18 protein-coding genes are annotated in these 25726 nt (G+C 74.1%); 6 read left to right on the forward strand and 12 right to left on the reverse strand.

What is annotated here, in order from left to right; all coding sequences use genetic code 11:
* Positions 1–144: 144 nt before the first annotated feature.
* Complete coding sequence (locus tag KBX06_RS18185; RefSeq protein WP_210836388.1) at positions 145–1110, forward strand: TAXI family TRAP transporter solute-binding subunit; 966 nt, start codon at positions 145–147, stop codon at positions 1108–1110.
* 285 nt (positions 1111–1395) lie between these two features.
* Here KBX06_RS18185 and KBX06_RS18190 read toward each other — a convergent pair whose 3' ends face one another.
* Positions 1396–2928 (reverse strand): ATP-binding protein, encoded by a 1533-nt coding sequence (locus KBX06_RS18190; protein ID WP_210836391.1) that lies wholly within the window; start codon positions 2926–2928, stop codon positions 1396–1398.
* Between the two features lie 8 nt (positions 2929–2936).
* A complete protein-coding gene (locus KBX06_RS18195) occupies positions 2937–3593 on the reverse strand; it encodes a response regulator transcription factor (protein WP_210836392.1) in 657 nt (218 codons plus the stop codon).
* A gap of 108 nt (positions 3594–3701) precedes the next feature.
* Here KBX06_RS18195 and KBX06_RS18200 point away from each other — a divergent pair, with 108 nt between their 5' ends.
* Both KBX06_RS18200 and KBX06_RS18205 read left to right on the forward strand, forming a co-directional pair.
* On the forward strand, positions 3702–4040 hold the full coding sequence (locus KBX06_RS18200; RefSeq protein ID WP_210836393.1) for a DUF952 domain-containing protein: 339 nt from the start codon (positions 3702–3704) through the stop codon (positions 4038–4040).
* A 158-nt stretch (positions 4041–4198) separates the two neighbouring features.
* Complete coding sequence (locus tag KBX06_RS18205) at positions 4199–4741, forward strand: acyltransferase (RefSeq protein ID WP_210836394.1); 543 nt, start codon at positions 4199–4201, stop codon at positions 4739–4741.
* A 55-nt stretch (positions 4742–4796) separates the two neighbouring features.
* Here KBX06_RS18205 and KBX06_RS18210 read toward each other — a convergent pair whose 3' ends face one another.
* The 3 genes from KBX06_RS18210 to KBX06_RS18220 all read right to left on the reverse strand — a co-directional run bounded on the left by KBX06_RS18210 (position 4797) and on the right by KBX06_RS18220 (position 9643).
* Complete coding sequence (locus tag KBX06_RS18210) at positions 4797–6539, reverse strand: CDP-glycerol glycerophosphotransferase family protein (RefSeq protein ID WP_210836395.1); 1743 nt, start codon at positions 6537–6539, stop codon at positions 4797–4799.
* Positions 6540–6771: 232 nt separating this feature from the next.
* Positions 6772–8055, reverse strand: a complete 1284-nt coding sequence (locus tag KBX06_RS18215; RefSeq protein ID WP_210836403.1) for a nucleotide sugar dehydrogenase — start codon at positions 8053–8055, stop codon at positions 6772–6774.
* A 4-nt stretch (positions 8056–8059) separates the two neighbouring features.
* A complete protein-coding gene (locus KBX06_RS18220; protein ID WP_210836405.1) occupies positions 8060–9643 on the reverse strand; it encodes a glycosyltransferase in 1584 nt (527 codons plus the stop codon).
* A 281-nt stretch (positions 9644–9924) separates the two neighbouring features.
* Here KBX06_RS18220 and wecB point away from each other — a divergent pair, with 281 nt between their 5' ends.
* The gene (wecB, locus tag KBX06_RS18225) at positions 9925–11007 is read left to right on the forward strand and encodes a non-hydrolyzing UDP-N-acetylglucosamine 2-epimerase (RefSeq protein WP_210836410.1); all 1083 of its coding nucleotides are present in this window, start codon (positions 9925–9927) and stop codon (positions 11005–11007) included.
* A 58-nt stretch (positions 11008–11065) separates the two neighbouring features.
* Here the strand turns inward: wecB and KBX06_RS18230 are convergent, their stop codons facing one another.
* Positions 11066–12637 (reverse strand): glycosyltransferase, encoded by a 1572-nt coding sequence (locus KBX06_RS18230; protein WP_210836411.1) that lies wholly within the window; start codon positions 12635–12637, stop codon positions 11066–11068.
* An 11-nt stretch (positions 12638–12648) separates the two neighbouring features.
* Positions 12649–14217 (reverse strand): glycosyltransferase family 4 protein, encoded by a 1569-nt coding sequence (locus KBX06_RS18235; RefSeq protein ID WP_210836654.1) that lies wholly within the window; start codon positions 14215–14217, stop codon positions 12649–12651.
* A gap of 287 nt (positions 14218–14504) precedes the next feature.
* Between KBX06_RS18235 and KBX06_RS18240 the strand changes: the two genes are divergently transcribed.
* A complete protein-coding gene (locus KBX06_RS18240; RefSeq protein ID WP_210836412.1) occupies positions 14505–15758 on the forward strand; it encodes a hypothetical protein in 1254 nt (417 codons plus the stop codon).
* A gap of 14 nt (positions 15759–15772) precedes the next feature.
* On the opposite strand, the gene KBX06_RS18245 is transcribed toward KBX06_RS18240, so the two are convergent.
* Positions 15773–17584 carry a hypothetical protein gene (locus KBX06_RS18245; RefSeq protein ID WP_210836414.1) on the reverse strand — a complete coding sequence of 604 codons (1812 nt, stop codon included), beginning with the start codon at positions 17582–17584 and terminating at the stop codon, positions 15773–15775.
* Between the two features lie 169 nt (positions 17585–17753).
* Positions 17754–19310, reverse strand: coding sequence for a glycosyltransferase family 4 protein (locus KBX06_RS18250; RefSeq protein ID WP_210836656.1), 1557 nt, complete (start codon positions 19308–19310; stop codon positions 17754–17756).
* Between the two features lie 220 nt (positions 19311–19530).
* Here KBX06_RS18250 and KBX06_RS18255 point away from each other — a divergent pair, with 220 nt between their 5' ends.
* On the forward strand, positions 19531–20712 hold the full coding sequence (locus KBX06_RS18255) for an acyltransferase (protein WP_210836416.1): 1182 nt from the start codon (positions 19531–19533) through the stop codon (positions 20710–20712).
* Between the two features lie 156 nt (positions 20713–20868).
* Here the strand turns inward: KBX06_RS18255 and KBX06_RS18260 are convergent, their stop codons facing one another.
* The 3 genes from KBX06_RS18260 to KBX06_RS18270 form a co-directional block, all read right to left on the reverse strand.
* Positions 20869–23433 (reverse strand): glycosyltransferase, encoded by a 2565-nt coding sequence (locus KBX06_RS18260; RefSeq protein ID WP_210836418.1) that lies wholly within the window; start codon positions 23431–23433, stop codon positions 20869–20871.
* A gap of 82 nt (positions 23434–23515) precedes the next feature.
* Entirely contained in the window at positions 23516–24553 is a 1038-nt protein-coding gene (locus KBX06_RS18265) for a Gfo/Idh/MocA family protein (RefSeq protein ID WP_210836419.1), read from the reverse strand.
* Positions 24550–25659, reverse strand: a complete 1110-nt coding sequence (locus tag KBX06_RS18270) for a DegT/DnrJ/EryC1/StrS aminotransferase family protein (protein ID WP_210836420.1) — start codon at positions 25657–25659, stop codon at positions 24550–24552. The genes KBX06_RS18265 and KBX06_RS18270 overlap by 4 nt, the downstream gene beginning before the upstream one ends.
* Between the last annotated feature and the right edge of the window lie 67 nt (positions 25660–25726).

The following is a 25726-nucleotide window of genomic DNA, read 5'->3' on the forward strand; positions in this document are numbered from 1 at the left end:
GATCGGTGTCGTGATCGCCCAACGGGCGCGGCGGTGACGTTCCCGGCGAACTGACCGTCACCGTCGAGCCGCCGCGCCGCGGCCCTGGTCCGACGGGTGGGCGGCGGGTTGCGGCGGCGGCCCGCACGGCGCAGAGTGCAGCCCGTGAGTCGCACCGGGTTCCGCCGTGTCCGCCCGCACCCCGTCCGCCCGCCGGCGCTGCTGGTGTTGCTGCTGCTGGTGACGTCGCCCGGCCTGGCCGCCTGCCAGGACGCCCCGGATCCGCCGGTGCGGATCCGGATCGCGACCGGCAGCCCGACGGCGGTCTACCACGCCTTCGGGCAGTCGCTGGCCACCGTCCTCAACCGGGAGCTGCCAGGCGTCCAGGCCAGCGTGGTGGTGACCGCCGCCTCGGCGGAGAACGTCCGGCTGGTCGGTGCCGGCGAGGCGGAGCTGGGTTTCACCCAGGCCGACGTGCTGCCGGCGGCGCCGGCGGCGCACCCCTCCGTGGCCGCGGTCGCCCGGGTCTACGACGACCTGCTGCACCTGGTCACCACCGCCGGCGGGCCCGTGCGCACGCTGGCCGACCTGCGCGGGCGACGGGTCTCCGTGGGCGCGCCCGGCTCCGGCACCGAGATCACCGCCATCCGGCTGCTGGAGGTGGCACGCCTGGGCGGTGGCCGGGTGCGCCAGGAGCGGCTCGGCCTCGACGACTCGGTCGCGGCGCTGCGGGCCGGCACCATCGACGCGTTCTTCTTCTCCGGCGGGCTGCCGGTCCGGGCGGTGGAACAGCTCACGGACGGCAGCGCGACGCGGATCGTCGACCTCGGCGAGTGGACGGGACCACTGCGCGAGAGCAACCCCGAGGTCTACGTCTCCCGGGACATCCCCCGCTCGGTGTACGGCACGGACCCGGTGACCACGGTGGCCAACCCGAACTTCCTGATCGTCCGGGCCGATCTGCCGACGCGGCTGATCCGGGAGGTGACCCGGCTGCTGATGGAGCGCCGCCAGGAGCTGGCCGCCGCGCATCCGGCCGCCGGCCGGATGAGCCCCCGGTCGGCCATCGCCACCGCCCCGCTGCCCCTGCACCCCGGTGCCGCCGACTGGTACCGCGCCGCCAAACCCTGACCCACCCGACACGCCGACGCCACCCACCGCAACCGCACCACCACACCCTCACCCACCCCGGCACCACCGACTGCTACCGCGCCGCCGAGCCCTCGCCCACCCCACCCCCCGCGCCCCCAACTCCTACCGCGCCCCCAGACCCTCACCCACCCACCCCGGCGCCGCTGTCGAGCTGCCCCGTGGTGCGGGGCAGGTCTCATGGACGGGGCAGGTCCCATGGACGGGGCAGCTCGACAGGGGCCGACCGCACCACCCGCGCGTGAGCCGTATCGGCCCGGACCGGCCTCAGCGCTCGGCCGTCCGCTCCGGCCGACGGTCCGACGGGACCCCGGCGGAGGTCGGTGCGGCGGCCTCCGCCGGAGGCGACGCGACGGTGTCGTCGTGGGCTGCGGCGAGCGCGGCGCCACCGGAAGCGGCGCCACCGGAAGCGGCGCCACCGGGAGCGGCGTCGTGGGGAGCGGGGAACCAGAGCCCCGCCACCAACCCGCGCGGCTCGCCGCCGCGCATGGTGAGCCGCCCGTCCGAGGCGTCGACCAGCACGGCGACGATGGTGAGGCCCAGCCCGGCACCGTCGACGTTCTGCACCTCGGGGGCCCGCCAGAACCGCTCGGTCGCCTGGCCGAGCTGGCCCGCCGTCATGCCCGGGCCGGTGTCGCGGACCTCCAGCGCGGTGCCGTCGTCGTCGTGCCGGACGGTCACCGTCACCTCCCCACCGGCGTCGCTGAACTTCACCGCGTTGTCGATCAACGCGTCCAGGGCCTGGTCGATGGCGGTCGGCACGGTGCGCGCGTACGCCGGGGCGTCCTCGGCCACCAGCCGCAGGGCGAGGCGGCGGTGCCGGGCCAGCGGCTCCCAGGCGGCGACCCGGGACGCGGCGACGGCCGCCGCGTCGACGGTGACCCGCTGGTTCTCCCGCCGTTCGGCGCGGGCGAGGGTCAGCAGCGCGTCCAGTACGAGGGCCAGCCGGTCGGTCTCCTCCAGGGCCAGTCGGTGCTCGGCGCGTCCGTCCGCGTCCGTCAGGCTCGGCCCCAGCTCCTCCACGCGCAGCCGCAGCGCGGTCAGCGGGTTGCGCAGCTGGTGGCTGGCGTGCGCCACGAACGCCCGCTGCCGGTCCATCACGTCGGAGACGACGTCGGCCATGTGGTTGAAGCTGGTTGCCAGGCGGCGCAGCTCCGGCGGGCCCTGCTGGTGCTGCACCCGCGCGCCACGGTCGCCTTCCGCGATCTCGTGGGTGACCGCGTCCAGCTCGGTGACCGGGCGCAGCACCCAACCGGCCAGTCCGAACGCGGTCAGCACGCAGGCCAGCACGGCGAGCAGCCCCGTTCCGGCCAGCGCCAGCCACCACACCGCCACGGCCTGCCGGACCGCGTCGGCGGGGGTGGTGATGACCACCGCCCCGAGCACCTCACCGCCGTCGTTGATCGGCACCGCCACCACGATGGGCCCGTCGACCCAGGGCCAGACCGAGTCCGGCCCGCTGGCCTGCTGGCCGGAGAGCGCGGTGTCCAGCGCCTCGCGGGAACCCGAGGCCGGCCGCCAGCTCTCCGAGGCCGCCACCGTCCGGTGGTCCCGGTCGACCACCGCCGCGCCGACGTCGTACAGGTCGTCGTAGCTGCGCAGCTCGTTGTCGAGCGGGCCGGGGGTGCCGCCCCGCAGCGCCGGGCCGGCCAGCGAGGCGAACCGGGTGGCGTCGGCCAACCGGTCGGCGCGTACCCGGTCGGTCTCCCGGTTGGCCAGGGTTATCGCCAGCGGGGTCTCCAGCGCGATCAGCACCAGCACCATCAGCAGCAGGTAGCTGATCACCAGCCGACGTCGCACGGCGTCGCCTACTCGCCGCGCAGCCGGTAGCCGACCCCGCGCACGGTCTCCACCAGGCCGGGGTCGCCCAGCTTGCCGCGCAGCGACCCGACGTGCACCTCGACGGTGTGCCCGTCGCCCCAGGTGGTGCCCCAGGCGTCGAGCAGGATCCGGTCCCGGGCCACCGCCACACCGGGCTGTCGGGCCAGCGAGAGCAGGACGTCGAACTCCTTGCGGGTCAGCGCCACCGGCCGGCCCCCGACGCTGACCGTCCGGGCGGCCACGTCGACGCGTACGGGCCCCACCTCGATGAGGTTGCGCTCCGGCACGGCGTGCGCCGCACGGCGCAGCACCGCCTCGATGCGCGCCTGCAGCTCGGTCATGGAGAAGGGCTTGACCACGTAGTCGTCCGCGCCGAGCCGCAGCCCGAGCACCCGGTCGCGTTCCTCGCCCCGGGCGGTCACCGCGATGATGCCGAGCTGGCTGCTGCGCCGCCGCAACTCCCGGCAGAGGTCGGTGCCGTCCCCGTCGGGCAGGGTCAGGTCCAGCAGCACCAGGTCGCAGGGGGCGGCGGAGAGCGCGGCGGCGACGGTCGCGGCGTGCTCCACCTCGTACCCCCGGCGGGTGAGGGCGGCGGAGAGCGCGGCGGCCACCCGGCGGTCGTCCTCGACCAGCAGGATGCGCACCCGGGGCCCCCATTCGTCGGTCTGTCGCCCCGAATGGTGGCAGAAGTACGCCCGCGACGGGAGGGCAGGTCCCGCACCGACCGGTCCCGCCGCGCGTAGGCTGCCCGGGTGATCTACAAGCTGCTCACCACCACCGAGTGGGACGACGCGCTGGCCGCCGGCCACTTCGACGGTACGGCGCTGGACCGGCAGTCCGGTTTCGTCCACCTCTCCGGCGCCGACCAGGTGGTCGAGACGGCCCGGCGGCACTTCGCCGACGCCACCGGGCTGACCCTGCTGACGGTCGACCCGGACCGGCTGGGCGTCGCGCTGCGCTGGGAGCCGTCGCGCGACGGGGCGCTCTTCCCGCACCTGTACGGGCCGCTGCCGGTGCCCGCCGTCGTGGCCGCCGACGCGCTGCCGGCGGACCGGCCGGCCGCCGACGCGGTGGCGACGCTGCTCGCCTGACGGGTCGCATATGCTACGCCGAGTCCGCTCCCCCGGCCCCCCGTGTGGCCCGGGGCGGGTGTGGCAGAACCGGTCCGCGCGATCGACGCCCGCCCGGCGTACGCCGACGTGGATCACCGACGGCGCGACGCCGCGCCCCGAGCCATGCGAGTTGAAGGATGACTGACAGCAGTTCCCCCGCCCCCTCCGTCTTCGTCCACCCGACGGCCGACGTCGAGGAGGGTGCCCGCGTCGGCGACGGCACCAAGGTCTGGCACCTGGCCCACGTCCGGTCCTCGGCGCAGGTCGGCGCCGGCTGCGTCATCGGCCGCAACGTGTACGTCGACGCCGGCGTGACGGTCGGCGACCTGGTCAAGATCCAGAACAACGTCTCGGTCTACCAGGGCGTCACCATCGAGGACGAGGTCTTCGTCGGCCCGTGCGCGGTCTTCACCAACGACTTCCGGCCCCGGGCGCAGAATCCGGACTGGACGATCACCCCGACCCTGGTCCGCCGGGGCGCGTCGATCGGCGCCAACGCCACCCTCGTCTGCGGCATCGAGGTCGGCGAGTACGCCATGATCGCCGCCGGTTCGGTGGTGACCCGGGACGTGGCGCCGTACCAGCTCGTCGCCGGCAACCCGGCGCGCCCGAAGGGCTGGGTCGACGAGCGCGGCGAGGTGGTCTCGCGGGACGTGGACAACCCGCCGCGGCGGGGCTGAACGGACGCGGGGGCGGCGCCCGGCACCGCCCGGACACCGCCCCCGCGTCGACGCGTCAGCCGCAGAGCCGGTCGACCTCCGTGCGGAACCGGTCCATCGGGCTCGGCTCGTCCGGGCCCAGCAGGTACGTCTTCAGCTCCCGGCGGGCCTCGGTCATCGGGTCGGCGCCGGCCCGGGTCACCGCGACGATCTTCGCCAGCTCGCCGCAGTCCGCCCCCAGCAGGTACGCGGCCCGCGCCGTGGGGTACCGGCGGCGGAACTCGTCCTCGGGCAGCCCGGCCGGGTTCGCCATGACGTACGGCCGCTGGCTCTGCATGAAGTCCGAGACCACGCTCGAGATGTCGCTGACCAGCAGGTCGGTCTGGTTGAAGCAGTCGAACAGCCCCGGCGTCCGGCCGGTGACCACGAGGTGCGCATCACCGGTCAGCGAGGTCGCGTCGGTCTGCCCGCCGGCGTCCCGGATCCGCCGGACGATCCGGTCGTTGGCCGACCGTGCCTTGGCCGACCGGCTGCCGGTGAGCGGGTGCGGCTTGTAGACCACCCGCACCCCGGGGGTGGCCAGCAGGCCGGCGACGATCCGCTCGCCCATCAGCACCACGGAGGTGTGGTACACCTCCTCCTCCAGCCAGCCCTCCCAGGTCGGGGCGTACAGCACGGTGAACGGTCGGCCGGTGGCCGCCGAGCCGAAGGTGTGCACGCCCGCCAGCTGCGGCCGGCCGATCTCGACGATGTCGCGGTCGAGCACGCCGACGCCGGCGAGGGCGTACCGTTCCCGCCCGGCCGGCCCGGCCACCCAGACCTCGTCGTACACCTTGCTGTAGGGGTTGACGCTGGCCTGCTTGTCGCTGTCGCCGTGGCCCACGAAGACGTGCTTCACGCCGGGCTCGCGCAGCAGGTGGATGTTGGCGCCCACGTTCGCCACGTAGAGGGCGGCCCGGAGGCTGCCCAGTTCGAGGTTCATGAAGTCGGTGCCGGCGGGTACGCAGATCACCGGCACACGGGTGTCGGCGAGCGCCCGGAACGCCTCCTCCTGGCGCATCAGCACCACCGCCCGACGGCCCGTCGCCTCGACCGGGGCGAGCCACATGTTGGCCTGATAGACGTCCTTGACCGGACCGGCGAAGTAGAGCGCGAGGTCCGGCTGCTCCCGGGCGAGCCAGTTCTGCGCCACCGGCAGCGCCGAGACGGACCGGCCCCGCCCCCGCAGCCAGGACAGCGCAAGCACCGCGGCGACCAGCGCCCCGACCGCCAGCGTCACCGCCGCGGTGAGCACCACCGGCGCCGCCTCGTCGGTCAGCACCGCGACCACGGCCGCCGGCACCAGCAGCAGGTTGAGCAGGGGCAGCCGCTCCCCCTCGACGGCGACGGCCCACGCCGGCGGCCGGGGCGCCCCGGAGGACCGCGCGACGTCGATGTTGCGGACGAACGCGACGGCGCCGCCGCGCTCGCCGAGCCGCGCCAGCACCCCCGTGCCGAGGGCGAGCGCGAGCAGCGCCGCGGGCAGCAGCAGGACCAGGACCAGCGCCGTCGGACCGGAGCGGACCGTCGTCACGATCAGCAGGACGACCGAGAGATCCCGGGCCAGGTGCCGGTGGAGCTGGCTGATCCCGGCCTTCTCCAGCAGTACCCCGCCGGTGGGCCGGCGCAGCAGGGTGAGTTCGCCCGCGGCGGCGGCCAGGCCGGCGACCGCGAAGGGGACCACCCAGCCGAGGGCCCCGGCCAGCACCAGGACGGCGTACGACAGCAGTAGCGCGCCGATGAGGCCGGCCTCCGGCTGCCTGCGCAGTTTGCTGAACAAGGACACGCTCCCCTATCGATCACCGGCGAATCCGGGCAGGTGCGACCTTAACGTGGCATGTCCTTCGAGTATTGCCGGGGTGTCGGGTGGCCCACCGGCGGGCGTCGGGCGGGCCATCGGCGGGCGTGGTGTGCGCACCGGCGGGCGGCGCGCTCGGCCACGGGAGCCGTCCGGCCCGACGCGACGGGGCCCCGGCCGTTGCCGACCGGGACCCCGTGACACGCGTCGGCGGTCAGCCGCCGATGACCACCCGCCGCACGCCGGCCCAGCGGGCCGGGTCGGTGACCCGGCGGCCGTCCACCAGCACGGTCACGCCGGGCAGGTCGGACGGGCTGAGGGTGCGGTACTCCGCGTGGTCGGCCTGCACCACGGCCGCGCCGAGCGGCTCACCGGCGTACGGCGGCAGGCCGTGCGCGGTGAGTTCCTCGGCGGTGTACATCGGGTCCGACACGTACGGCCGGGCGCCCCGCCGCCGCAGCGCGTCCACGGTCGGGAAGACACCGGAGAAGGCGGTCTCCTTGACGCCGCCCCGGTAGGCGGCGCCCAGCACCAGCACCCCGACGTCGGTCAGGTCGCCGTACGCGGCGGCGAGCAGGTCCACCGCGTACTCCGGCATGGCCGCGTTGGCCTCGCGGGCCGAGCGGACGACGGTGGCCGCCGGGTCGTTCCACAGGTACATCCGGGGGTAGATCGGGATGCAGTGCCCGCCGACCGCGATGCCCGGCCGGTGGATGTGGCTGTACGGCTGCGAGTTGCACGCCGCGATGACCTTGGTGACGTCCACGCCGACGGTGTCGGCGAACCGGGCGAACTGGTTGGCCAGGCCGATGTTGACGTCCCGGTAGGTGGTCTCGGCCAGCTTGGCCAGCTCGGACGCCTCGGCGGAGCCGAGGTCCCACACGCCGTTGGGGCGGTCGAGGTCGGACCGCTCGTCGAAGTCCAGCACCGCCTCGTAGAAGCGCACGCCGTGCGCCGCCGACGCCTCGTCGACGCCGCCGACCAGCTTCGGGTAGCGGCGCAGGTCGGCGAAGACCCGGCCGGTGAGCACCCGCTCGGGGCTGAACACCAGGTGGAAGTCCTTGCCCGCGGTCAGCCCCGAGCCCTCCTCGAGCATCGGCGCCCAGCGGTTGCGGGTGGTGCCGACCGGCAGGGTGGTCTCGTAGCTGACGAGGGTGCCCGGCTTCAGGCCGGCGGCGATGGCGCGGGTCGCGTCGTCCATCCAGCCGAAGTCCGGCACGCCCTCGGCGTCCACGAAGAGCGGCACGACCACCACGACCGCCTCGGACTCGGCGACCGCGGCGGCGGTGTCGGTGGTGGCGGTCAGCAGCCCGGCGGCCACCGTCTCCTTGAGCTTGACGTCCAGGTCGGTCTCGCCGGGGAAGGGCACCGCCCCGTCGTTGACCAGCCCGACGACCCGCTCGGAGACGTCGGCACCGATCACCCGGTGGCCCTTCGTGGCGAACTGCACGGCGAGCGGCAGACCGATCTTCCCCAGCGCGACGACGCAGATGTTCATGGAACTACTTTCCTCCTGAGGACCAGATACGGCGGAGACGGGCGATGAACCGACGCGGAGTCACGGCGGTGACCGCGACGATCACCTGGCCCTTATGGTTGACGGTGGGCGTGACGAGGTAGAACCGGACCCCCTGCCGGACGATGGCACGCGACGCGGGCAGCCGCCGCTCGGCGCGGACGGGCACCGGTGCGGACCCGCTGGCCTCGGCCCGGGCCCCTACCAGCCGGTGCCCGCTGCCCACGGCCCGCACCAACTCATCCGCCGGAAGGTCCGCCCGCACGACGGTACCGTGCCCGCCGGCAGAGACCACAGCGTCGACGGTCGACTCGCCCACACCGACGCGCAGCGGCCCGTACGTCGGCGTGCCGGGGCCGGTCCACGACGGGTGGGCGGTGAGGGTCAGCACCCGCCGCCCGGCGTGCCGCCGCCAGGTCAGGCCGGTGGCGGTGAGCCGGGACATGATCTCGCCGGCGCGGTGGGTGACGTCGTAGAGGTCGTCCGGGAGCGACAGCCGGGGGTCGCGGAAGCCGACGTAGGCCGCGTACCACCGGCCGTCCTCGACCGTCACGGGGGGCAGGTCCCGGTCCGCCTCCTGGCGGACCAGGTCGCGCAGGTGGGTCAGGTCGCCCTGCTGCGCGACGGCCAGCCGCAGCCGGACATCGGCCGGCAGCCGGCTCCGGACGCCGTCGGTGAGGTACTGCTCGGCCAGCTTGCGTACCCCCGTGTGCACCTGCTGCTGGACGTCCTCGGACAGGTCGAGGAAGTCCTTGCGGAGCAGCTTCGCGACCTCCCAGGTGAAGTGCCGCACCAGCACCGCGTCGCGGCGCTCGCCGGGTTCGATCAGGCCGGCGACGAAGTCGACGATCTTCTCCGCGCAGCACAGCCGCTGCTCGTGCCGGCTGCGGTAGGTGATGTTCTGGGCGTTCTCGCGGCGTACGGCGTAGTAGTAGTCGTAGTCGGCGAGCACGGAGATCCGCCGGGCGCGGTAGCAGGCCTCCAGCGTGAACGGCTGGTCGCTGCCCATGGGCATGTCCTCGCGGAAGCGCAGCCGGTGCCGCTCGACGAGGTCGCGACGGAACAGCTTGGTGTTCGACAGCGACCAGGGCAGGTCGCTGTCGAACAGGTCGAGGTCGGGCTCGCTGCGGGCGTAGACCGCCTGGTGCACGTAACGCTTGTTGGTGCCCACCATCCGGCCGAGCACGACGTCGGACTCCCACCGGTCCGCTGCGGTGACCAGGCGCTCCAGGGCCTCCGGCCCGAGGTGGTCGTCGGAGCCGACGAAGAAGACGTACCGCCCGGTGGCCCGCTCCAGCGCCCGGTTGCTCGGTGCGGCCGGCCCGCCGGAGTTCGCCTGGTGCAGCACGACGAAGGTCTCCGGGTACCGCGCCGCGAACCGGTCCAGTTCCTCGCCGCTGCCGTCGGTCGATCCGTCGTCCACGGCGACGACCTGCAGCCGGTCCCGGCCGATGGTCTGCTCGACCAGGGAGGTCAGACAGGCTGTCAGGTAGGGCATCGTGTCGTAGACCGCGACGACGACGCTGACATCCGGCACGCTGGGCCGGACGCTCTCCCCGTCGAACCTCATCGTCTGCCTCTCACTGTGACGGCGGCCCGGGCGGGACCCCGGCGAGTGTACGGCACCCGGGTGGCCGGTCGGTGACATCCGAGCGTCGTCGGAGAGGCGCGCGGTCGCGGCCGCCGACGACGGTCCCGTCCTTGCTGCTCAGGGCCCCCCTCACGGACTTGCCCTGCGCCCGGTTAGGGATGCAGTATCGCTTCCGCCGGTTTTATCCGGTTCATGGCATTCTGCCGCGCCAGTGAGGGCGCGTGGCCGTCTTGCCGTAACCACTCGGAGAAGCCAGTCAGGTGAAGGTCATCAGCGTGGTCGGGGCCCGTCCCCAGCTGGTCAAGCTCGCACCCGTCGCCGCGGCCTTCGCCCGCACGGAACACGAGCACGTCATCGTGCACACCGGGCAGCACTACGACGTCGACCTCTCCGACGTCTTCTTCTCCGGGCTCGGTATCCCCGACCCGGATGTGCACCTCGGCGTCGGTTCCGCTTCCCACGGGGTGCAGACCGGCAGGGCCCTCGCCGCGCTGGACCCGGTGTTCGTGGCGGAGAAGCCCGACTGGGTCCTGGTCTACGGCGACACCAACTCCACCCTCGCCGGCGCCGTCTGCGCGGTCAAGCTGCACCTGCCCGTCGCGCACCTGGAGGCCGGGCTGCGCTCGTTCAACCGGCGGATGCCGGAGGAACACAACCGGATCCTCACCGACCACGCCGCGGACCTGCTCCTCGCACCGACGCAGGAGGCGATGCGGCACCTCTGGGCGGAAGGACTCGCCGACCGGTCCGTGCTCGCCGGGGACGTGATGGCCGACATCTGTCTCGCCGTACGCGACGCGGTGCTGGCCGGCCGGCACCCGGCCCCCGCGCTGCCGGAGTGCGTAGACCCCGGCGAGCCGTACCTGCTGGCGACCGTGCACCGCGCCGAGAACACCGACTCCGCCGAGCGGCTGGCCGCCCTGGCCGACGCGCTGGCCGACCTGCCCCTGCCGGTCGCGCTGCTGGCGCATCCGCGCCTGGTGGCCAAGGCCGAGGAGCACGGCGTCAAGCTCGCCCGGGGCGCGGTGCACGTCGGGCGGCCACTGCCGTACGCGGGCATGGTCGCCGCCGTCATCGGTTCCGTCGGTGTCGTCACCGACTCCGGAGGGTTGCAGAAGGAGGCCCACCTGCTCGCCCGGCCGTGCACCACGCTGCGCCCGGAGACGGAGTGGGTCGAGACCCTCGAAGGTGACTGGAACCGCCTGGTGCCCGAGCCGGACGCGTTGGGCCGGGCGGGCTGGATCGACGTGGCGACCCGGCCGGCACCCACCGCCGACCGCGGGACCCCCTACGGCGACGGGCAGGCCGCCGAGCGGGTCGTGTCGATCCTGGCGTCGCAGTGACCGGGCCGGACGCGGCTGAGCCGCCGATGCCCGAGAAGACGCGCAGACGGTGAGGGAACTACCTTCCCTTGGGCGGGAGCCTGCGCCGCAGTCGGGCCACCACCCGGCGCAGCGTCACCGGCGAGACGGCGATCACCAGGTGCCCCTTGTGGTTCGTGGTCGTGGTGAACACGTGCAGTTGCCCGCCGTGCCGGTGCAGCACCCGCTGCCGCAGCGGCGGACGCGGCCCGCGTAGCGGGGTGGTGCCGCCCTGCCCGGCTGCCACGGCGGTGACCCGGACGGTACGGGTCCGCCCGCCCGGCGGCAGGCCGGCGAGCAGGTCGGCGGCCCGGAACGAGATCCGCACGGTGGTGCCCAGCGGGTCCTCCGTCAGGCCGGTGACCGTGCCGGTGGCCGAACCCACCTTGAAGGTGAGCCCGCCGTCGGCGAGCTCGGCGAGCTCGGGCCACGGGCTGCGCGCGGCGAGGGTCAACGTCCGCTCCCCGCCCCGGTCGGGCGACCAGGTCGCGGCGACCGTCTCCAGCCGGGCGAGCCACCTGGCGTCGGAGCGGCTGATCTCGAACCACTCCTCGGACAGGGCGGAACGGGGGTCGCCGAAGCCGGGATAGAGGGCGTACCAGCGCTCGTCCTGCACCACCGTGGGCGGCAGGCCCTCCTCGACGTCCTGCCTGATCACCGCGCGCAGGTCGGCGAGCGACCCGAGCCAGGCGGCGCCGATGCGGACCCGGGCGATGACGCCCAGCCGGTCCCGGATGCGGTCCGTCAGGTGGTTGCGAGCCAGGTTCGCCACGCCGGAGCGGACCTGCTCCTGCACGTCGGGCTCCAGCGTGAGGAAGTCGTCCTGGAGCAGCTTGGCGATCTCCCAGGTGAAGTGCCGGTACAGCACCGCGTCGCGCCGCTCGCCGGGCTCGATCAGCTCCGCCACCACGTCGACGACGCGCTCGACGCTGCGCAGCCGGGCCAGGTGGTTGCTGCGGTAGGTGATGTTGCCGGCGTTGAGCCGCTTCACCGCGTAGTAGTAGTCGTAGTCGGCGAGCACCGAGATGCGCCCGGCCCGCAGACAGGCCTCCAGGGTGAACGGCTGGTCGCTGCCGACCGGCATGTCCTCCGGGAAGCGCAGCGCGTGCTTCTCGATCAGGTCGCGCCGGAACAGCTTGGTGTTCGACAGGGCGAACGGCAACGCGGAGGCGAAGAGGTCCACCTCGGCCCGGGTGCTCTCGAAGACCGCCTGGTGCACGTAGCGCTCGTTGACCCCGACCATCCGGCCGAGCAGCACGTCGGAGCCCCACTCGTCGGCTGCGGCCACCATCCGGGCCAGCGCCTGTGGCCCGAGGTGGTCGTCGGCGCCGATGAACAGCACGTAGCGGCCGGTGGCGTGGTCGAGCGCGCGGTTGCTGGGGGCCGCAGGGCCACCCGAGTTCGCCTGGTGCAGCACCTTGACGGTGCCCGGGTACGCCGCCGCGAAGCGGTCCAGCTCGGCGCCGCCGCCGTCGGTGGAGCCGTCGTCGACCGCCACGACCTCCAGCCGGTCCAGCCCGATGGTCTGCTCCACCAGGGAGGTCAGGCACCGGGTCAGGTCCGGCATCGTGTTGTAGACGGCCGTCACCACCGTCACGTCGGGCGTCCTCATGTCGGGCGTGGTCACGCGCCGACCCGCAGCGCCGGCGGCTCGGCGCCCGGGTTGGTGTCGTCACCGCCGGCGCCGCGACCGGCGGGCAGCAGCCGGGAGTAGACCCCGTCGAGCACCCGCGCCTGCGCCTCCCACGTCCACGACTCCAACAACCCCGGACGCCCGTACGCCTCCCGATAACGCCCCGGATCCCCCAACACCGACCGCACCACCCGCACGAAGTCCCCCACATCCTCCGCCCGGAACACCTCACCCTGACCCGTCGACCGCACCGTCTCCGCCATCGTCCGCACATCAGAGACCACCAACGGCAACCGCGCATGCGAATACTCGAAGAACTTCGTGATCAACGCGATCTCATGATTCGGCCAATGATGAATCGGAATGACCCCCACCGAAGCCCCCGACAAGAACGGCACCACCTGATGGTGCGGCACGTACGACAACACGTGCACCCGCCCCGCCACACCCAACTCCCCCGCCCGGACCACCAACCCCTTCACGTAGGCGGAGTCGGGCTTGTTGACCACGAAGGCGACGTGCGCGTCGGGCAGCTGCGGCAACGCCTCGACCATGACGTCGAGGCCCCGCCGCGCGGCGGCCACGCCGCTGTAGACCAGCAGCGGCACGTCCGGCCCGATCCCGCACAGCTCGCGGATGTCCGGCGCCGGCTCGTCGCCGGGGCCGGGCAGCTCGGCCAGCGCCGGGGCGTTGAGCACCACCTCGGGCCGTTCGGCCAGGCGGTGCTCCTGCTGCAACAGGTCGGCCAGCCCGCCGGAGACGGTCGTCGCCGCGTCGGCGTACGGCACGAACTCCCGCTCGTGCGCGATGTTGCCGGGCAGCCACCGGGCGTTGTCGCGCCACGCCTGCACGCCGGGCAGGTACTCGTGGGCGTCCCAGACGACCGCGATCCGGCGGCCCTGGGCGGCGGCCCGCAGCTTGGCGCGGGCGGCCACGCCGAGCATCCGGAAGTCGTTGGCGTGGATCAGGTCCGGGCGCAGCTCGTCCACCGTCGGGCCGTAGGCCAGCTCGTAGTCCCACAGCCCCGGCTCCAGCCGGCGCCAGGCGCCGTCACCCTGCACGGTCTGCCAGAACTTCGTGTACGCCCGGTCCAGCGGCCCGTCCAGCTTCCGGCCGCGCCGGGAACGGGTGAGCTGCCGGTGCCGGAACGAGACCCAGCGGTGGTTCGCCCGGACCAGCAACTCCTCCGCGCGCAGCGCGTGCCACCGCAGCGGCGACGGGCGGCGGGCGCCGCCGTCGCGGGCGGCCACCGTCAGCGCCGCCCGCCGGACGGCCAGGTCCGCCCGCCAGGCCTTCATGGCCTGGCTGCGGTGCGCGGCGATGCCGGTGGGCGGGTACGCCAACGGGAAGCGCAGCCAGGGCCGGCGGAACTCGTGCCGGCGCTTGGCGAGCGGCTCGGGCATCGGCAGCAGGCGCACCTCGGCGTCGCCGAGGCGCCAGCTCTGCGAGCGCCCGGCGGCGGTGCGGCCGAGCAGGACGACCTCCCAGCCGGCGTCGGCGGCCGAGCGGGCGGCCTTCTGTACCCGGGAGTCACCCGTGACCCCGTTGTCGACCAGCATGACAACACGCCCCCGGGCGCCGGCGCCGCCGTTCAGCCCCATCGTCTGCTTCTCCGCCTCTGCCCGGTGCCGTCCGGCCGGGTCACCCGGCCCGGATCCCGAGCGATTGTACGAGACCGCCGGCCGGCGCCCTCGCACCCTGGATGTGGGAAAGCGCGGGTCGGCATCGCCTCCGCGCGCCCCGGGAGCGTACCCTCCCCGCTGTCCGTCTCGGCGCGGACCGCGTCGTTGCGCGCTGCGCGCGAGGAAACTGTCAGCTGGATACGTTCCGCCGGAAGTGAGGCGAGATGTCGGGTAGCCAGACCGTCGGTGCCGCGCCGGACGCCCGACAGGCCCGTGTGCGGCTGGTGCTCGGTCTGCTCGCCGCCGCCGCGCTCGGCAGCCTGTTGTGGTGGGGCCGCTGGGAGACCGCGCCCCAGCACGCCTACCCGGACACCTACTGGTACGCGCGGCAGGCGGCCACCATGACGGGCACGCCGCCTGCCGAGGCGGACCGGTTCGCGGCTCGACTGGCCTGCCGCCAGGGCATGCCGAGCCCGCAGCCGGGGGCCTCCTGCGTCACCGCAACCCGGCAGTGGGCGGCCGACCTGCCCCCGCGCTACCGACGGATCTTCACCACCCGACCCGGCTACCCGCTGACCGTGGCGCCGTTCGTGCTGGCCTTCGGGGAACGGGGCATGGTGCTGGCCACCGCCGCGCTCGCCGTCCTGGCCGGCGTGCTGGCGGCCCTGGCGGTCCGGCTGCTCGGCGGCGGCCTGGTCGCCGCGCTCGCGGCCACCGCGCTGCTCTTCCTGCTGCCCACCGGTTTCTGGCTGAGCCGGCTGCTGGCCGAGGCCGGCGCGATCGCGTTCGCGCTGGCCGCGCTCTGCGCCGCCGTGCCCCTGCTACGGCGGGGCGGTACGGCCCGAAGCCGGCTGCTGCTCGGCGGGGCGGTGGCGGCGGGGCTGCTCGCCTCGACCGTCACCCGGCCGGCCACCGGCCTGCTGCTGTCGGCCGCGCTGACCGCGGTGCTCGGCGCGCTGACCCTGGTCCGCCGCCACCGGGCCGGCTGGGAGGCGGGGTTGGTCGTGCTCACCGCCGCCTGCGGCGTGGCCACGGCGGTCTGGCTCGGCCTCAGCGCCGCGCTGGACATTCCTGGCGCGGAGGAGACACTCCAGGACAAGTTCACCGTGCACTTCACCCGGCCGGACGTGCCCGACCCGTGGCCGCGCCTGGTGGAGCTGAATCGGGACTTCTGGCCCACGCAGCTCGACGCCTGGTGGAACGGGGGTGCGCCGCTGGCCGCCTCGCCGTTGCTCGCCCTGCTGCTGGTCGGCTTCGCCGCCCTGTTCCGGGCGCTGCCCGGTCGGGCCGCGCTGCTCTTCGCCACGACCGGAGCCACCGGTCTGCTCACGCTGGTGGCCCACCCGAAGGATTCCGAGGCCGACCGGCTGGTCCTGGTCATCTGGCTGCCGGTGGTGGTCGGCCTCGCCATGCTCCTGGGCAGACCCGCCCGGCCCGCCCCGGACACCCCCGGCGAACCGGGTCAGCCCCCGGCGTAGGAACCGCCCAGGCGTCAGCGGGTCAGCGGACGGACGTCCCAGAGCCAGACGTCGTCGACGCGCCGGCCCGGACCGAAGCACGCGTCCAGCGTCGAACGGAGCGCCTCGGCGCGGGGGTGCCGGGGCAGCGCCACGGCGTCCGCCCGCCAGTGCCGGACGTCCAGCTCCGCCTGCGCGCGTTCCGCGGGGCTGACGGTGACCGGCGCCGGGCGCCGGCCGGTGGCCACCTCCGTCAGCAGGGCCGCGGTGGGCCGGGGGTCCACCCCCCACCGCCCGGTGTCGTCGGTGGGGGAGGTCGGCCCGAGGAAGTAGCCCTGCGGTACGGCGAAACCGACGCCGGCGGCGGCACCCCAGCGCACCGAGGTCATGTTCTCCACCGGCACCGGCACGAGCGTCCGCCCGGGGGCGACGTGGTCCCGCCATCCGCCGGCGGTTACGAACCGGGGCACCTCCGGGCGTCCCACGGCCGGCAGCGGCGTCGGCAGCAGCGGCACCAGGGCCACGGCCAGCGCCACCGCGACCAGCGGCCGGAGCGGAACGACGCCCATCCGGGCCGGGACCCGGCCGGAGAGCAACCGGTCCACCACCACCGCGACCAGCACCCCGAGAGCGGCCGTGGTGATCAGCGCGAAGCGGGCCACCACCATCGCGTCGACCACCGGCAGGCCGTTCAACAGGCGGAACGGGCCGGGGACCCCGGGCCCGCGGACCGCCCAGTTGATCGTGTTGCCCAGCGAGAAGAGCGCGGCCAGCACCGCCGTGAAACCCGACACCCGGACCAGGTGCTCCCGGCGCAGCCAGGCCACCGCGGCGACGGCCACCAGCACCAGCGGCCAACCGTAGAAGCTGGCCTCCTCGGTCACGTTGGCGGCCAGCCGGCGGCCACCCTGCGGGCCACCGCCGAGCGACTCCGTCGCGTAGCTGAAGTAGGAGGCGAGCCGCAGCGCGTACTTGTCCGGGTCTGTGGGGTGGCCGCTGCGGTGCTGCGGGCCGAGGAACTGCATCCAGAGCGGGTACGCCGTCACCAGCAGCGTCAGTGCGCCCGCCACGCCCAGCACCGCCAGCGCCCGGGGAGCCGCCGCCAGCGCCGCCCGGGGCCGGAACAGCACGTGCCCCAGCAGCGCCGTCACGCAGGCCAGGGCGAGGATGAAGAGCATCTCGACGCTGACGAAGAACTGCGCGGAGACCAGCCCGCCGAGGATGAGCCCGTCGCGCAGCGGACGCCCGCCACGGGTCAGCCGGGCCACCCGCCACAGGATGAAGGGGATCAGCCACTGCGCGGTGATGTGCGGGTGGCCGTTGCTGTGCGAGACCAGTGCCGGCGCGAAGGCGCAGCAGGCGGCGCCGACCAGCGCCGCCGCACGGTTGCCGACCACGTGCCGGGAGAGCACCCAGTACCAGGCGAGACCGGTGCCGGCCAGGTTGAGGGTCATCAGCACCAGATACGACAGTGCGGCGCCGCCGAGCAGGGTGACCGGCGCGAGCAGCACGCCGGGCAGCTGGATGCCGACGTTGGTCATCAGGTTCACGCCGTCGGGCGCGTTCTGCAGAGTGGTGAAGAAGGGGTTCTCCAGATTGGCCACCGCGTGCGCCGCGTGGGCCAGCATCCACTCGTTGAAGTCCTGGTCCGCCGGCTGCGCGCCGAGCACCCGGCCGCGCACGTCGCGCCAGCCCCGGCCGGTCACCCAGAGCGCGCCGGCGAGGAGGACGAGCACGGCGACGACATCCGGCCGGCGCCGGCGGCGCTCCCGGGGCGGATCGGCCGTTGCGCGCTCCTCGGCTGTGTCGGTGGACGGGCCACTCGCCCGGGGGTGCGCTGCGGTCACGGTGCCCGATCCTACTCATGGCGACACGCTCCACAGTGCCCCCGCTCGGGCGCGCGTCACCGTCGCGCCCGGGTCCCGCCGAGTCGGACCGGACGGGCTCTCGTCACCGCCGCGCCCGGGGCCCGGACCGGGGCCGGGCCCCGTCACCGCCGCGCCCGGGGCCCGCCGGTCAGGCCGGGACGGGCTGTGGCGAGTCGGGAGCGCAGCCGGCGGTCGGCGCGGGCGGGTGGTCGGGCAGCAGCCGGGAGTAGACCCCGTCGAGCACCCGCGCCTGCGCCTCCCACGTCCACGACTCCAACAACCCCGGACGCCCGTACGCCTCCCGATAACGCCCCGGATCCCCCAACACCGACCGCACCACCCGCACGAAGTCCCCCACATCCTCCGCCCGGAACACCTCACCCTGACCCGTCGACCGCACCGTCTCCGCCATCGTCCGCACATCAGAGACCACCAACGGCAACCGCGCATGCGAATACTCGAAGAACTTCGTGATCAACGCGATCTCATGATTCGGCCAATGATGAATCGGAATGACCCCCACCGAAGCCCCCGACAAGAACGGCACCACCTGATGGTGCGGCACGTACGACAACACGTGCACCCGCCCCGCCACACCCAACTCCCCCGCCCGGACCACCAACCCCTTCACGTACGGGGCGGCCGGACGGGGCACCACCAGCGCGACGTGGGCGTCGGGCAGTTCGGCGAGCGCCTCGACCATGATGCCGAGTCCCCGCTGTTCCGCGGCGGCACCGCTGTAGACCAGCAGCGGCACGTCCGGCCCGATCCCGCACCGCTGGCGGATGTCCGGCGCCCCGTCGCCGCCCGCCGCGTCCGCGCTGCTCGGGGTGTTCAGCACGACGGTGGGCTGCTCGGGCAGGTGGTGCCGCTCGCGCAGCAGGTCGGCCAGCCCGTCGGAGACGGTGAGCACCGCGTCGGCGTACGGGGCGTACTCCCGCTCGTGCGCCGTGTTGGCCGGCAGCCACCGGGGGCTGTCGTTCCAGCGCCGGATGCCGGGCAGGAACTCGTGGGCGTCCCAGACCAGCGCGACGCGCCGGCCCCGGGCGGCGGCCCGCAGCTTGGCCCGGGCACCGACCCCGAGCATCCGGAAGTCGTTGGCGTGGATCAGGTCCGGCCGCAGCTTGTCGACCACCGGCCCGTAGGCCAGCTCGAAGTCCCACAGCGCCGGGTCGAGCCGCCGCCAGGCGCGGTCGCCGGCCACCGTCTGCCAGAACCGCGTGTAGAGCTTGTCCACGGGGGTGGCCAGGCCCTTGCGTGCCTCCTGGGCCCGGCTGAGTTGGCGTCGCCGCAGCGACACCCAGCGGCGCGACACCTTCGTCGCCAGCAGCTCACCCCGCAGCAGCTGCCGGCTCAACGTCAGCCCGGCGGAGGAACGTCCCTCCCCGCGGGCCTGGCTCAGCGCACCGAGGCGCGCCTCCAGGTCGGCGCGGCGGGCGCGCACCTCCTGCTCGCGCCGGGCGGCGATCCCGGTGGGCGGGTAGGCGAGCGGGCCGCGCACCCAGTGGCGGCGGAACTCGTGCGGCGCCCGGGCGAGCGAGGTGGTCATCGGCAGCAGCCGGACCTCGGCCCCGCCGAGCTGCCAGGTCTGCGCCTTGCCGGTGGCGGAGCGGCCCAGCAGAACCACCTCCCAGCCGGCCTCGGCGGCCGACGCGGCGGTCTTCTGCACCCGGGAGTCGCCCTCGACGCCGTTGTCCACGAGCATGACCACCCGGCCCCGGGTGGCGGGGGCGGCCGGTCCGGCGGCGCCGTCGGTCATGGTGCCTCCTCCGTCTGTGCGGCCCCGTCGGGCCCCGGCGAGTGTACGGCAGCGGCAGCCGCCCGGACGCCACGCTCCCGGTGCGCCGGAGGCGGCCGACGGCTGTCGACCCACCGACCGCAGCATCGTCGGCGGACGGGACCAGTCGGGGCACTAGCATGGCCCGGTGACCGCCTCCCACCCTGTCAACGTCGCGCCGGCCGCCGGGGCCGGCCCCGCTGCCTCGCCGGCCCCGCACCGACCGGACGCAGCCGCCGCCACCACGGGCCCGGCCCCGCAGAGCCGGGCCGGCGGGCCACCGCCCCGCGAGTACGGGCTGGACGCGCTGCGGGTCGTGGCGATCTGCGGCGTGGTGGCGATCCACGTCTTCGGCGTCATCGTCGGCCAGGACGACCTGCGCGGCAATCTCGGCTGGTGGGTCGCCACCGCGATCGACATCGGGGCGATCTGGACCGTGCCCGCGTTCATCATGCTCAGCGGGGCGTTCGTGCTCGACCCGCGGGCGCACCGGGCCGGTCCGGCCGCGTTCTACCGCAAGCGGTTCGCGCGGATCCTCCCCGCCATGATCGTCTGGCACGTCGTGTACGTGGTCGTGGTGCGGATGGCGATGCGAGGCGAGGACGTGAGCCTGACCCTGCTGACCCGGCTGCTGATCGACGGCAAGGTCTTCACCGCACTGTATTTCCTCTGGCTGATCGCCGGGCTCTACGTGCTCGCGCCCGTCCTCGCACCGTTCCTGCACGCGGGCGGGCGGCACCGGGCGCTGGTCACCGCCGGCGTCGCGCTGGGCTGGACCATGGTCGCCTACATGATCCCGGGCATCGCCCTGATGCTCGGCGACTCCCGGCCGAACATCCTGACCAGTTGGAACCGGTGGTGGCCGTACGTCGGCTTCTTCATCGCGGGCTGGGCCCTGCGCAAGGTGGTGCTCAACCGGCTCTGGACGGTGCTCGCCCTCGTCGGCGCCGGCCTGCTGCTGGCCGAGGCGATCTGGCAGTTCGGGGTGGCGCCCGAGCACCGCCTGCTCCAGGCCACCTTCCCGGTGATGGCGACCGGCACGCTGGTCGCCGCGGCCACCCTGTTGATCTTCATGGCCTCGGTGAGCATCGGTTCCCGGGTCACCTGGCGGCCGGCGGTGGCCCGCCTGGTGACCCGTCTCTCCGACGCCTCGTTCGGGGTGTTCCTGGTCCACCTGCTGGTCTTCGAGGTCTTCCGGCAGCTGATCCCCGAGGTGAAGGCCGGGCGTTCGCTGGAGGTCATCGGGTTGACCTACCCGGCCGTGCTGGTGGTCTCCTTCGCCGTCGCCATGGTGGCGGCCCGGATCCCGTACGTCCGGGCGGTCTTCTGACCGACCGCCGCTGGTGGTGGCCCGGACGCCCGGCACCGTCCGGGCCACCGTCGTCCGGCGGCGGTGGGCCTGCTGGTCGGTGCCGGCGGCGACGGCCGACGGCCGCCCACCCTCCCGCGTGGGCGGGGGGACGGGCGGCCGTCGGACCGCGTCGTCTCAGCCGAGGAACGAGGTGAGCTGGCGGGCCGTCCAGGTGCCGTCGTGGTAGGTGCGGGCGTACTCGGCGGAGGCGAGGCCGATCTTGGCGGTCGCCTCCCGGTCGTCGAGCAGGGACTCGACGACCGCGGTGAGGTCGGTCGGCGTGGCGTGGACGATCGGCAGGTCGCCACCGACGGTCTTCGTGACCTGCTCGCTGAGGTAGGCCACCACCGGCTTGCCGGCGGCCATCGCCTCGACCGCGAAGGTGCCGAAGCTGCCCGTGGTGAACTGGTCGAGCACCAGGTCGCAGTCGCGGACCAGCTCGCGCATCTCCGCCCAGGCCACCCCCTCGGCCAGCCGCAGCTCGATGACGCCCCGGTCGTGCAGGGCCTGCATCGCCGGCAGGATCCGGTCGGTGCCCTTGGTCCACCGCTTGGACGGCGCGTGCAGCACCAGCGGTCGGGGCCGCTGCATCACCGGCCGGTCGCAGGCCCAGGCGTCGACGTCCACCACCAGCGGGGCCCACGTCGCCCAGGGCAGGTCCTCGAGCAGGTCCGGCGTGGTCACGAAGGCCGGCAGCCCGGACTCCTCGGCCACCCGGCGGTTGCGCTCGGCCTTCTTGCGCAGCTTCGCCGCGACCCCGTCCGGAGCGTCCCGGAACAGGGAGAACTCGTGCCGCTGCTGGTGCCGGTCCGGGTGCCGGATCTCGCTGCCGTGCGCCAGCAGGGCGACCTTGATCCCGGCCTTGCGCAACGCCGGCAGGTCACCCTCGATGTTGTCGCCGTTGAGCTGGCCGAACAGCGGCATGAACGCGTCCACCAGCACGTGGGTGTACTGGCTGAGCACCCGGTTCAGCTGCTCCATCTGGAAGTCGAGTTCCGGCTGCCGCAGCGAGTCGAGGTAGATGTCGGCCGGGTAGTCGAACGAGCCGGGGAGCTTGTTCATCACCACCTGCACCGACACGTCGGCGTTGTCCCGGCAGATGGCCCGGGCGAAGGCCGCGCCCTGACCGGCGTAGTTGGCCGGGCCCAGGCCGAGGCGGATCGGCGTCTCGCCGAGTTCGCGCCAGCCGCCCAGTGGCCGCGGCTCGGCGGTGCCCGTCGACGGCGTGGTGACCGGTCGCTCCTGCACCGTCCACGGCACCTCGCACGGGCCGGCCGGCACGACGCCGGAGAGATCCCGGTAGAGCTGGAGCAGTTTGCCGCTCTGCCGCTCCCAGGACAGGTCGTCGAGGATCGGCTCGCTGATGTGCGCGGCCAGCTCGGCCCGGCGGGCGGTGGCCCGCCGTACCGCCGCCACGAACCCCGCCACGTCACCGGAGGTGAAGGTCTCCCCGATGTCGTTCCCCTCGACGAACGCCCGGACCACCTGCACGTCGCTGGTGACCAGGGGAAGGCCGGCGTGCAGGTACTCGGAGACCTTCGTCGGCAGGGACAGCTCGCAGTTCGGGGTCCGCTGGAACGGGATCAGGCCGAGGTCGGCGGAGCTGAGGTAGTCGGCGACCTCGTACGGGGCGACGTAGGGGACCACGTGCACCCGGTCCCGCGTTCCGGTCGCCTCGGCCCGGGCGAGCAGCTCCTCCAGCAGCGGGGTCATCCGGCCGCTGACCAGGGCCAGGTGATGCTCGGGCAGCTGCGGCAGCGCCGCGATGACGGTGTCCAGCCCGCGTTCCTTGCCGATCCAGCCCGCGTACACCATCAGCGGCACGCCCTCGGCGACGCCGGCCCGCTCCCGTACGGAGGCGGTCACGGTGCCGCTGCGGATGCCCTCCCGCACCGGCGAGTTCCCCACCACCAGCGGGGTCTTCGGCAGCCCGTACTCCGTCTGGAGCTTCTCCGCGATCTGCTCGGAGACGGTGACCACCGCGTCGGCCCGGCCGATGAACTCCCGTTCGGCGGCCCGCACGCCGCTGGCCTGCTGCGGCTTCGGCCAGGCGACGCCCTGCACGTACTCGTGGGCGTCGTAGAGCCAGACGCAGCCACGCCCGCGCGCCCGCAGCCGCGCGGCGCTCATCGCGGCGGTCGGGATCGTGTTGATGTCGTTGGCGTGGATGACGTCCGGTTCCAACTCCTCCAGCACCGGCCCGAACGCCAGGTCGATGTCGAGCAGCGTCGGCCAGTCGGTCCGCCAGTCGCCGGTCGGCGGCAGCGGCTGGGTGCTGTGGAACTGTTCCCAACCCCAGGCCCGCAGCCGGAACTGGTGGACCGCCTCGTGCGCCCGCAGCCAGGCGCGCGGCGGCGGGTTGCGCTTCGCCGTCTGCGACCGGAGCCAGGCCTGGTGCGAGGCGCGGTAGCGGGCCAGCGCGGACTTGTCCGGGATGCCGAACTGCGTCAGCGTACGGCGGACGCGGTGCTCCCGGGCGGGCCGTCGGGACAGGGTCTGCGGCACCGGAACCCGGATGACCTGGATCGGCCCCATGGCGGACCGCTCCGCCTCGCCCTTCTTGCGGCTGCTCCGGCCCACCAGGAACACGTCCCACCCGTCCCGGGCGGCGGCGATGGCGGTCTTCTGTACGCGGGAGTCGCCAGTGATGCCGTTGGCGACGAGTACGACGAGCCGCGGCGCTCGGCGGGGCGTTGACATGCGCTGTCCTTCGTGGAGGAGGGCTGGCGGTGGAGGGATGCCCGACCGCGGTCCGCCGGACGCGGACCGCGGTCGCCCGGGGTCAGCGGGTGGAGAGGGTGTCCCCCGCCGGGGACGGCGTGCCCGTGCCCACGGCGATCGTGCTGCCGTCGGTCGCGGAACGCAGGACGGCGCCGGCCACCTCGACCGTACGCAGGCCCTGGCGCAGGGTCACGATGTCGCTCTCCTTGCCCTCGACCGCGTCCCGGAAGCGCTCGTGCTCGACCAGCAGCGGCTCCCGCTTGGGGATCGCGTAGCGCACCATGTCGCCCTCGGCGACGCCCCGGAACGCGCGCAGCGCCTCCCACTCGGTGTCGATGGCGCCGTTGGCGTAGAAGGTGAGGTCGGCGGTGAGGGTGTCGGCGACGAAGCAGCCCCGGTCACCGGTGATCACCGTGGACCGCTCCTTGAGCGGGCTCAGCCAGTTGACCAGGTGGTTGACCATGGTGCCGTCGGCGAGCTGCCCCACCACGGCGACCATGTCCTCGTGCAGCCGGCCGCTGCGGGAGACCGTCCGGGCCGACACCGAGGTGTATTCCTGGCCGGTCACCCAGCTGGTCAGGTCGATGTCGTGGGTGGCCAGGTCCATCACGACGCCGACGTCGGCGATGCGGTGCGGGAACGGGCCCTGCCGGCGGGTGACGACCTGGTAGACCTCGCCCAGTTCGCCCGCCTCCAGCCGGGTGCGCAGGTTCTGCAGGGCGGGGTTGTAACGCTCGATGTGCCCCACCCCGGCCACCAGGCCGGCGGCCTCGAACGCCTCGACGAGCCGCAGCGCCGCGTCCACGCTCTGCGCGAGGGGCTTCTCGATCAGGGCGCTGACGCCGTTGGCGGCCAACTCCAGGCCGACCTGCTCGTGCAGCGCCGTCGGGCAGGCCACCACCGCGTAGTCGATGCCGAGGGCGAGCAGGTCGCCGAGCTCGGGCACGACCGGCGCCCGCAGCGTGCCGGTGGTGTCGCCGGCCGGGTCGACGATGCCGACCAGTTCGACGCCGTCCAGGCCGGCCAGGACGCGGGCGTGGTTGCGGCCCATCGCGCCGAGGCCGATCAGGCCGGCGCGCAGCTTGCGGCCGGCGCTCATCGGGCACCCCCGGCCAGGTTCGCGCCCTCGGCGATGCGCTCCAGCTCGGCCTCGGTCAGCGAGGGGTGCACGGGCAGGGAGACGACCTCGGCGGCGGCGCGCTCGGTCTCCGGCAGGTCCCAGGGGCCGGGCCTGCCGTCCTCGGTCAGGTAGGGCTTGAGCCGGTGGATCGGGGTCGGGTAGTAGACGGCGTTGCCGATGCCCAGCTCGGTGAGACGCTGCTGGGCGGCGTCCCGGTCGCCCCGCACCCGCACCGTGTACTGGTGGTAGACGTGCCGGGCGGCGTCGGCGACCGGCGGGGTGACCATGCCGGTGATCTTCGAGTCGAGGAACTTGGCGTTGGCGCGGCGCTGCTCGGTCCACTGGCCGAGCTGGCCCAGCTGGACCCGGCCGATGGCCGCGGCGACGTCGGTCATCCGCATGTTCGCGCCGACGATCTCGTTGGCGTACCGCTGCTCCATGCCCTGGTTGCGCAACAGCCGCAGGGTGCGGGCCAGCCCGGCGTCGGCGGTGCTGACCATGCCGCCCTCCAGGGCGTGCATGTTCTTCGTGGGATAGAAGCTGAAGCAGCCGGCGGTGCCGAAGGCGCCCACCGGGGTGCCGTTCAGCGCCGCGCCGTGGGCCTGGGCGGCGTCCTCGACGACGGCCAGGCCGTGCTGCTCGGCGATCGCCATGATCCGGTCCATCGCGGCGGGGTGGCCGTAGAGGTGGACCGGCATGATCGCCACGGTGCGCGGGGTGACCGCGGCGGCGACCGCCTCCGGGTCGAGGCAGAAGCTGCCCGGCTCGATGTCCACGAAGACGGGCACGGCGCCGACCAGCCGGACGGCGTTCGCGCTGGCCGCGAAGGAGAACGACGGCACGATGACCTCGTCACCCGGACCGAAGCCGAGGGCCATGAGGGTGAGCTGCAGGGCGGAGGTGCCCGAGTTCACCGCGACGCAGTGCCGGCCGGCGACCAGCTCGCCGAACTCCTCCTCGAAGGCCGCGACCTCCGGCCCCTGCACCACCCGGCCGCTGCGGAGCACCCGGACAGCCGCCTCGATCTCGGCATCGCCGATGATCGGCCGCGCTGGGGGAATGAACTCGGGGTGCGGCCCAGCCATGGGGCATCCTCCTGTGTCAGATGGTGTATCGGATGGGGGCTCGGGGTGCGATACTAGCCCGTTGCGA

It is taken from the genome of Micromonospora sp. C31 (assembly GCF_018070575.1).
In the GTDB taxonomy this organism is placed as follows: domain Bacteria; phylum Actinomycetota; class Actinomycetes; order Mycobacteriales; family Micromonosporaceae; genus Micromonospora.

Bases quoted from the DNA above. Each gene is read 5' to 3' on its own strand.
- KBX06_RS18250 (WP_210836656.1), bottom strand. From the start codon at position 19,310: ATGCTCGTGGACAACGGCGTCGAGGGCGACTCCCGGGTGCAGAAGACC.
- KBX06_RS18230 (WP_210836411.1), bottom strand. From the start codon at position 12,637: ATGAGGACGCCCGACGTGACGGTGGTGACGGCCGTCTACAACACGATG.
- KBX06_RS18220 (WP_210836405.1), bottom strand. From the start codon at position 9,643: ATGAGGTTCGACGGGGAGAGCGTCCGGCCCAGCGTGCCGGATGTCAGC.
- KBX06_RS18260 (WP_210836418.1), bottom strand. From the start codon at position 23,433: ATGTCAACGCCCCGCCGAGCGCCGCGGCTCGTCGTACTCGTCGCCAAC.
- KBX06_RS18215 (WP_210836403.1), bottom strand. From the start codon at position 8,055: ATGAACATCTGCGTCGTCGCGCTGGGGAAGATCGGTCTGCCGCTCGCC.
- KBX06_RS18240 (WP_210836412.1), top strand. From the start codon at position 14,505: ATGTCGGGTAGCCAGACCGTCGGTGCCGCGCCGGACGCCCGACAGGCC.
- KBX06_RS18235 (WP_210836654.1), bottom strand. From the start codon at position 14,217: ATGCTGGTCGACAACGGGGTCACGGGTGACTCCCGGGTACAGAAGGCC.
- KBX06_RS18205 (WP_210836394.1), top strand. From the start codon at position 4,199: ATGACTGACAGCAGTTCCCCCGCCCCCTCCGTCTTCGTCCACCCGACG.
- KBX06_RS18265 (WP_210836419.1), bottom strand. From the start codon at position 24,553: ATGAGCGCCGGCCGCAAGCTGCGCGCCGGCCTGATCGGCCTCGGCGCG.
- KBX06_RS18270 (WP_210836420.1), bottom strand. From the start codon at position 25,659: ATGGCTGGGCCGCACCCCGAGTTCATTCCCCCAGCGCGGCCGATCATC.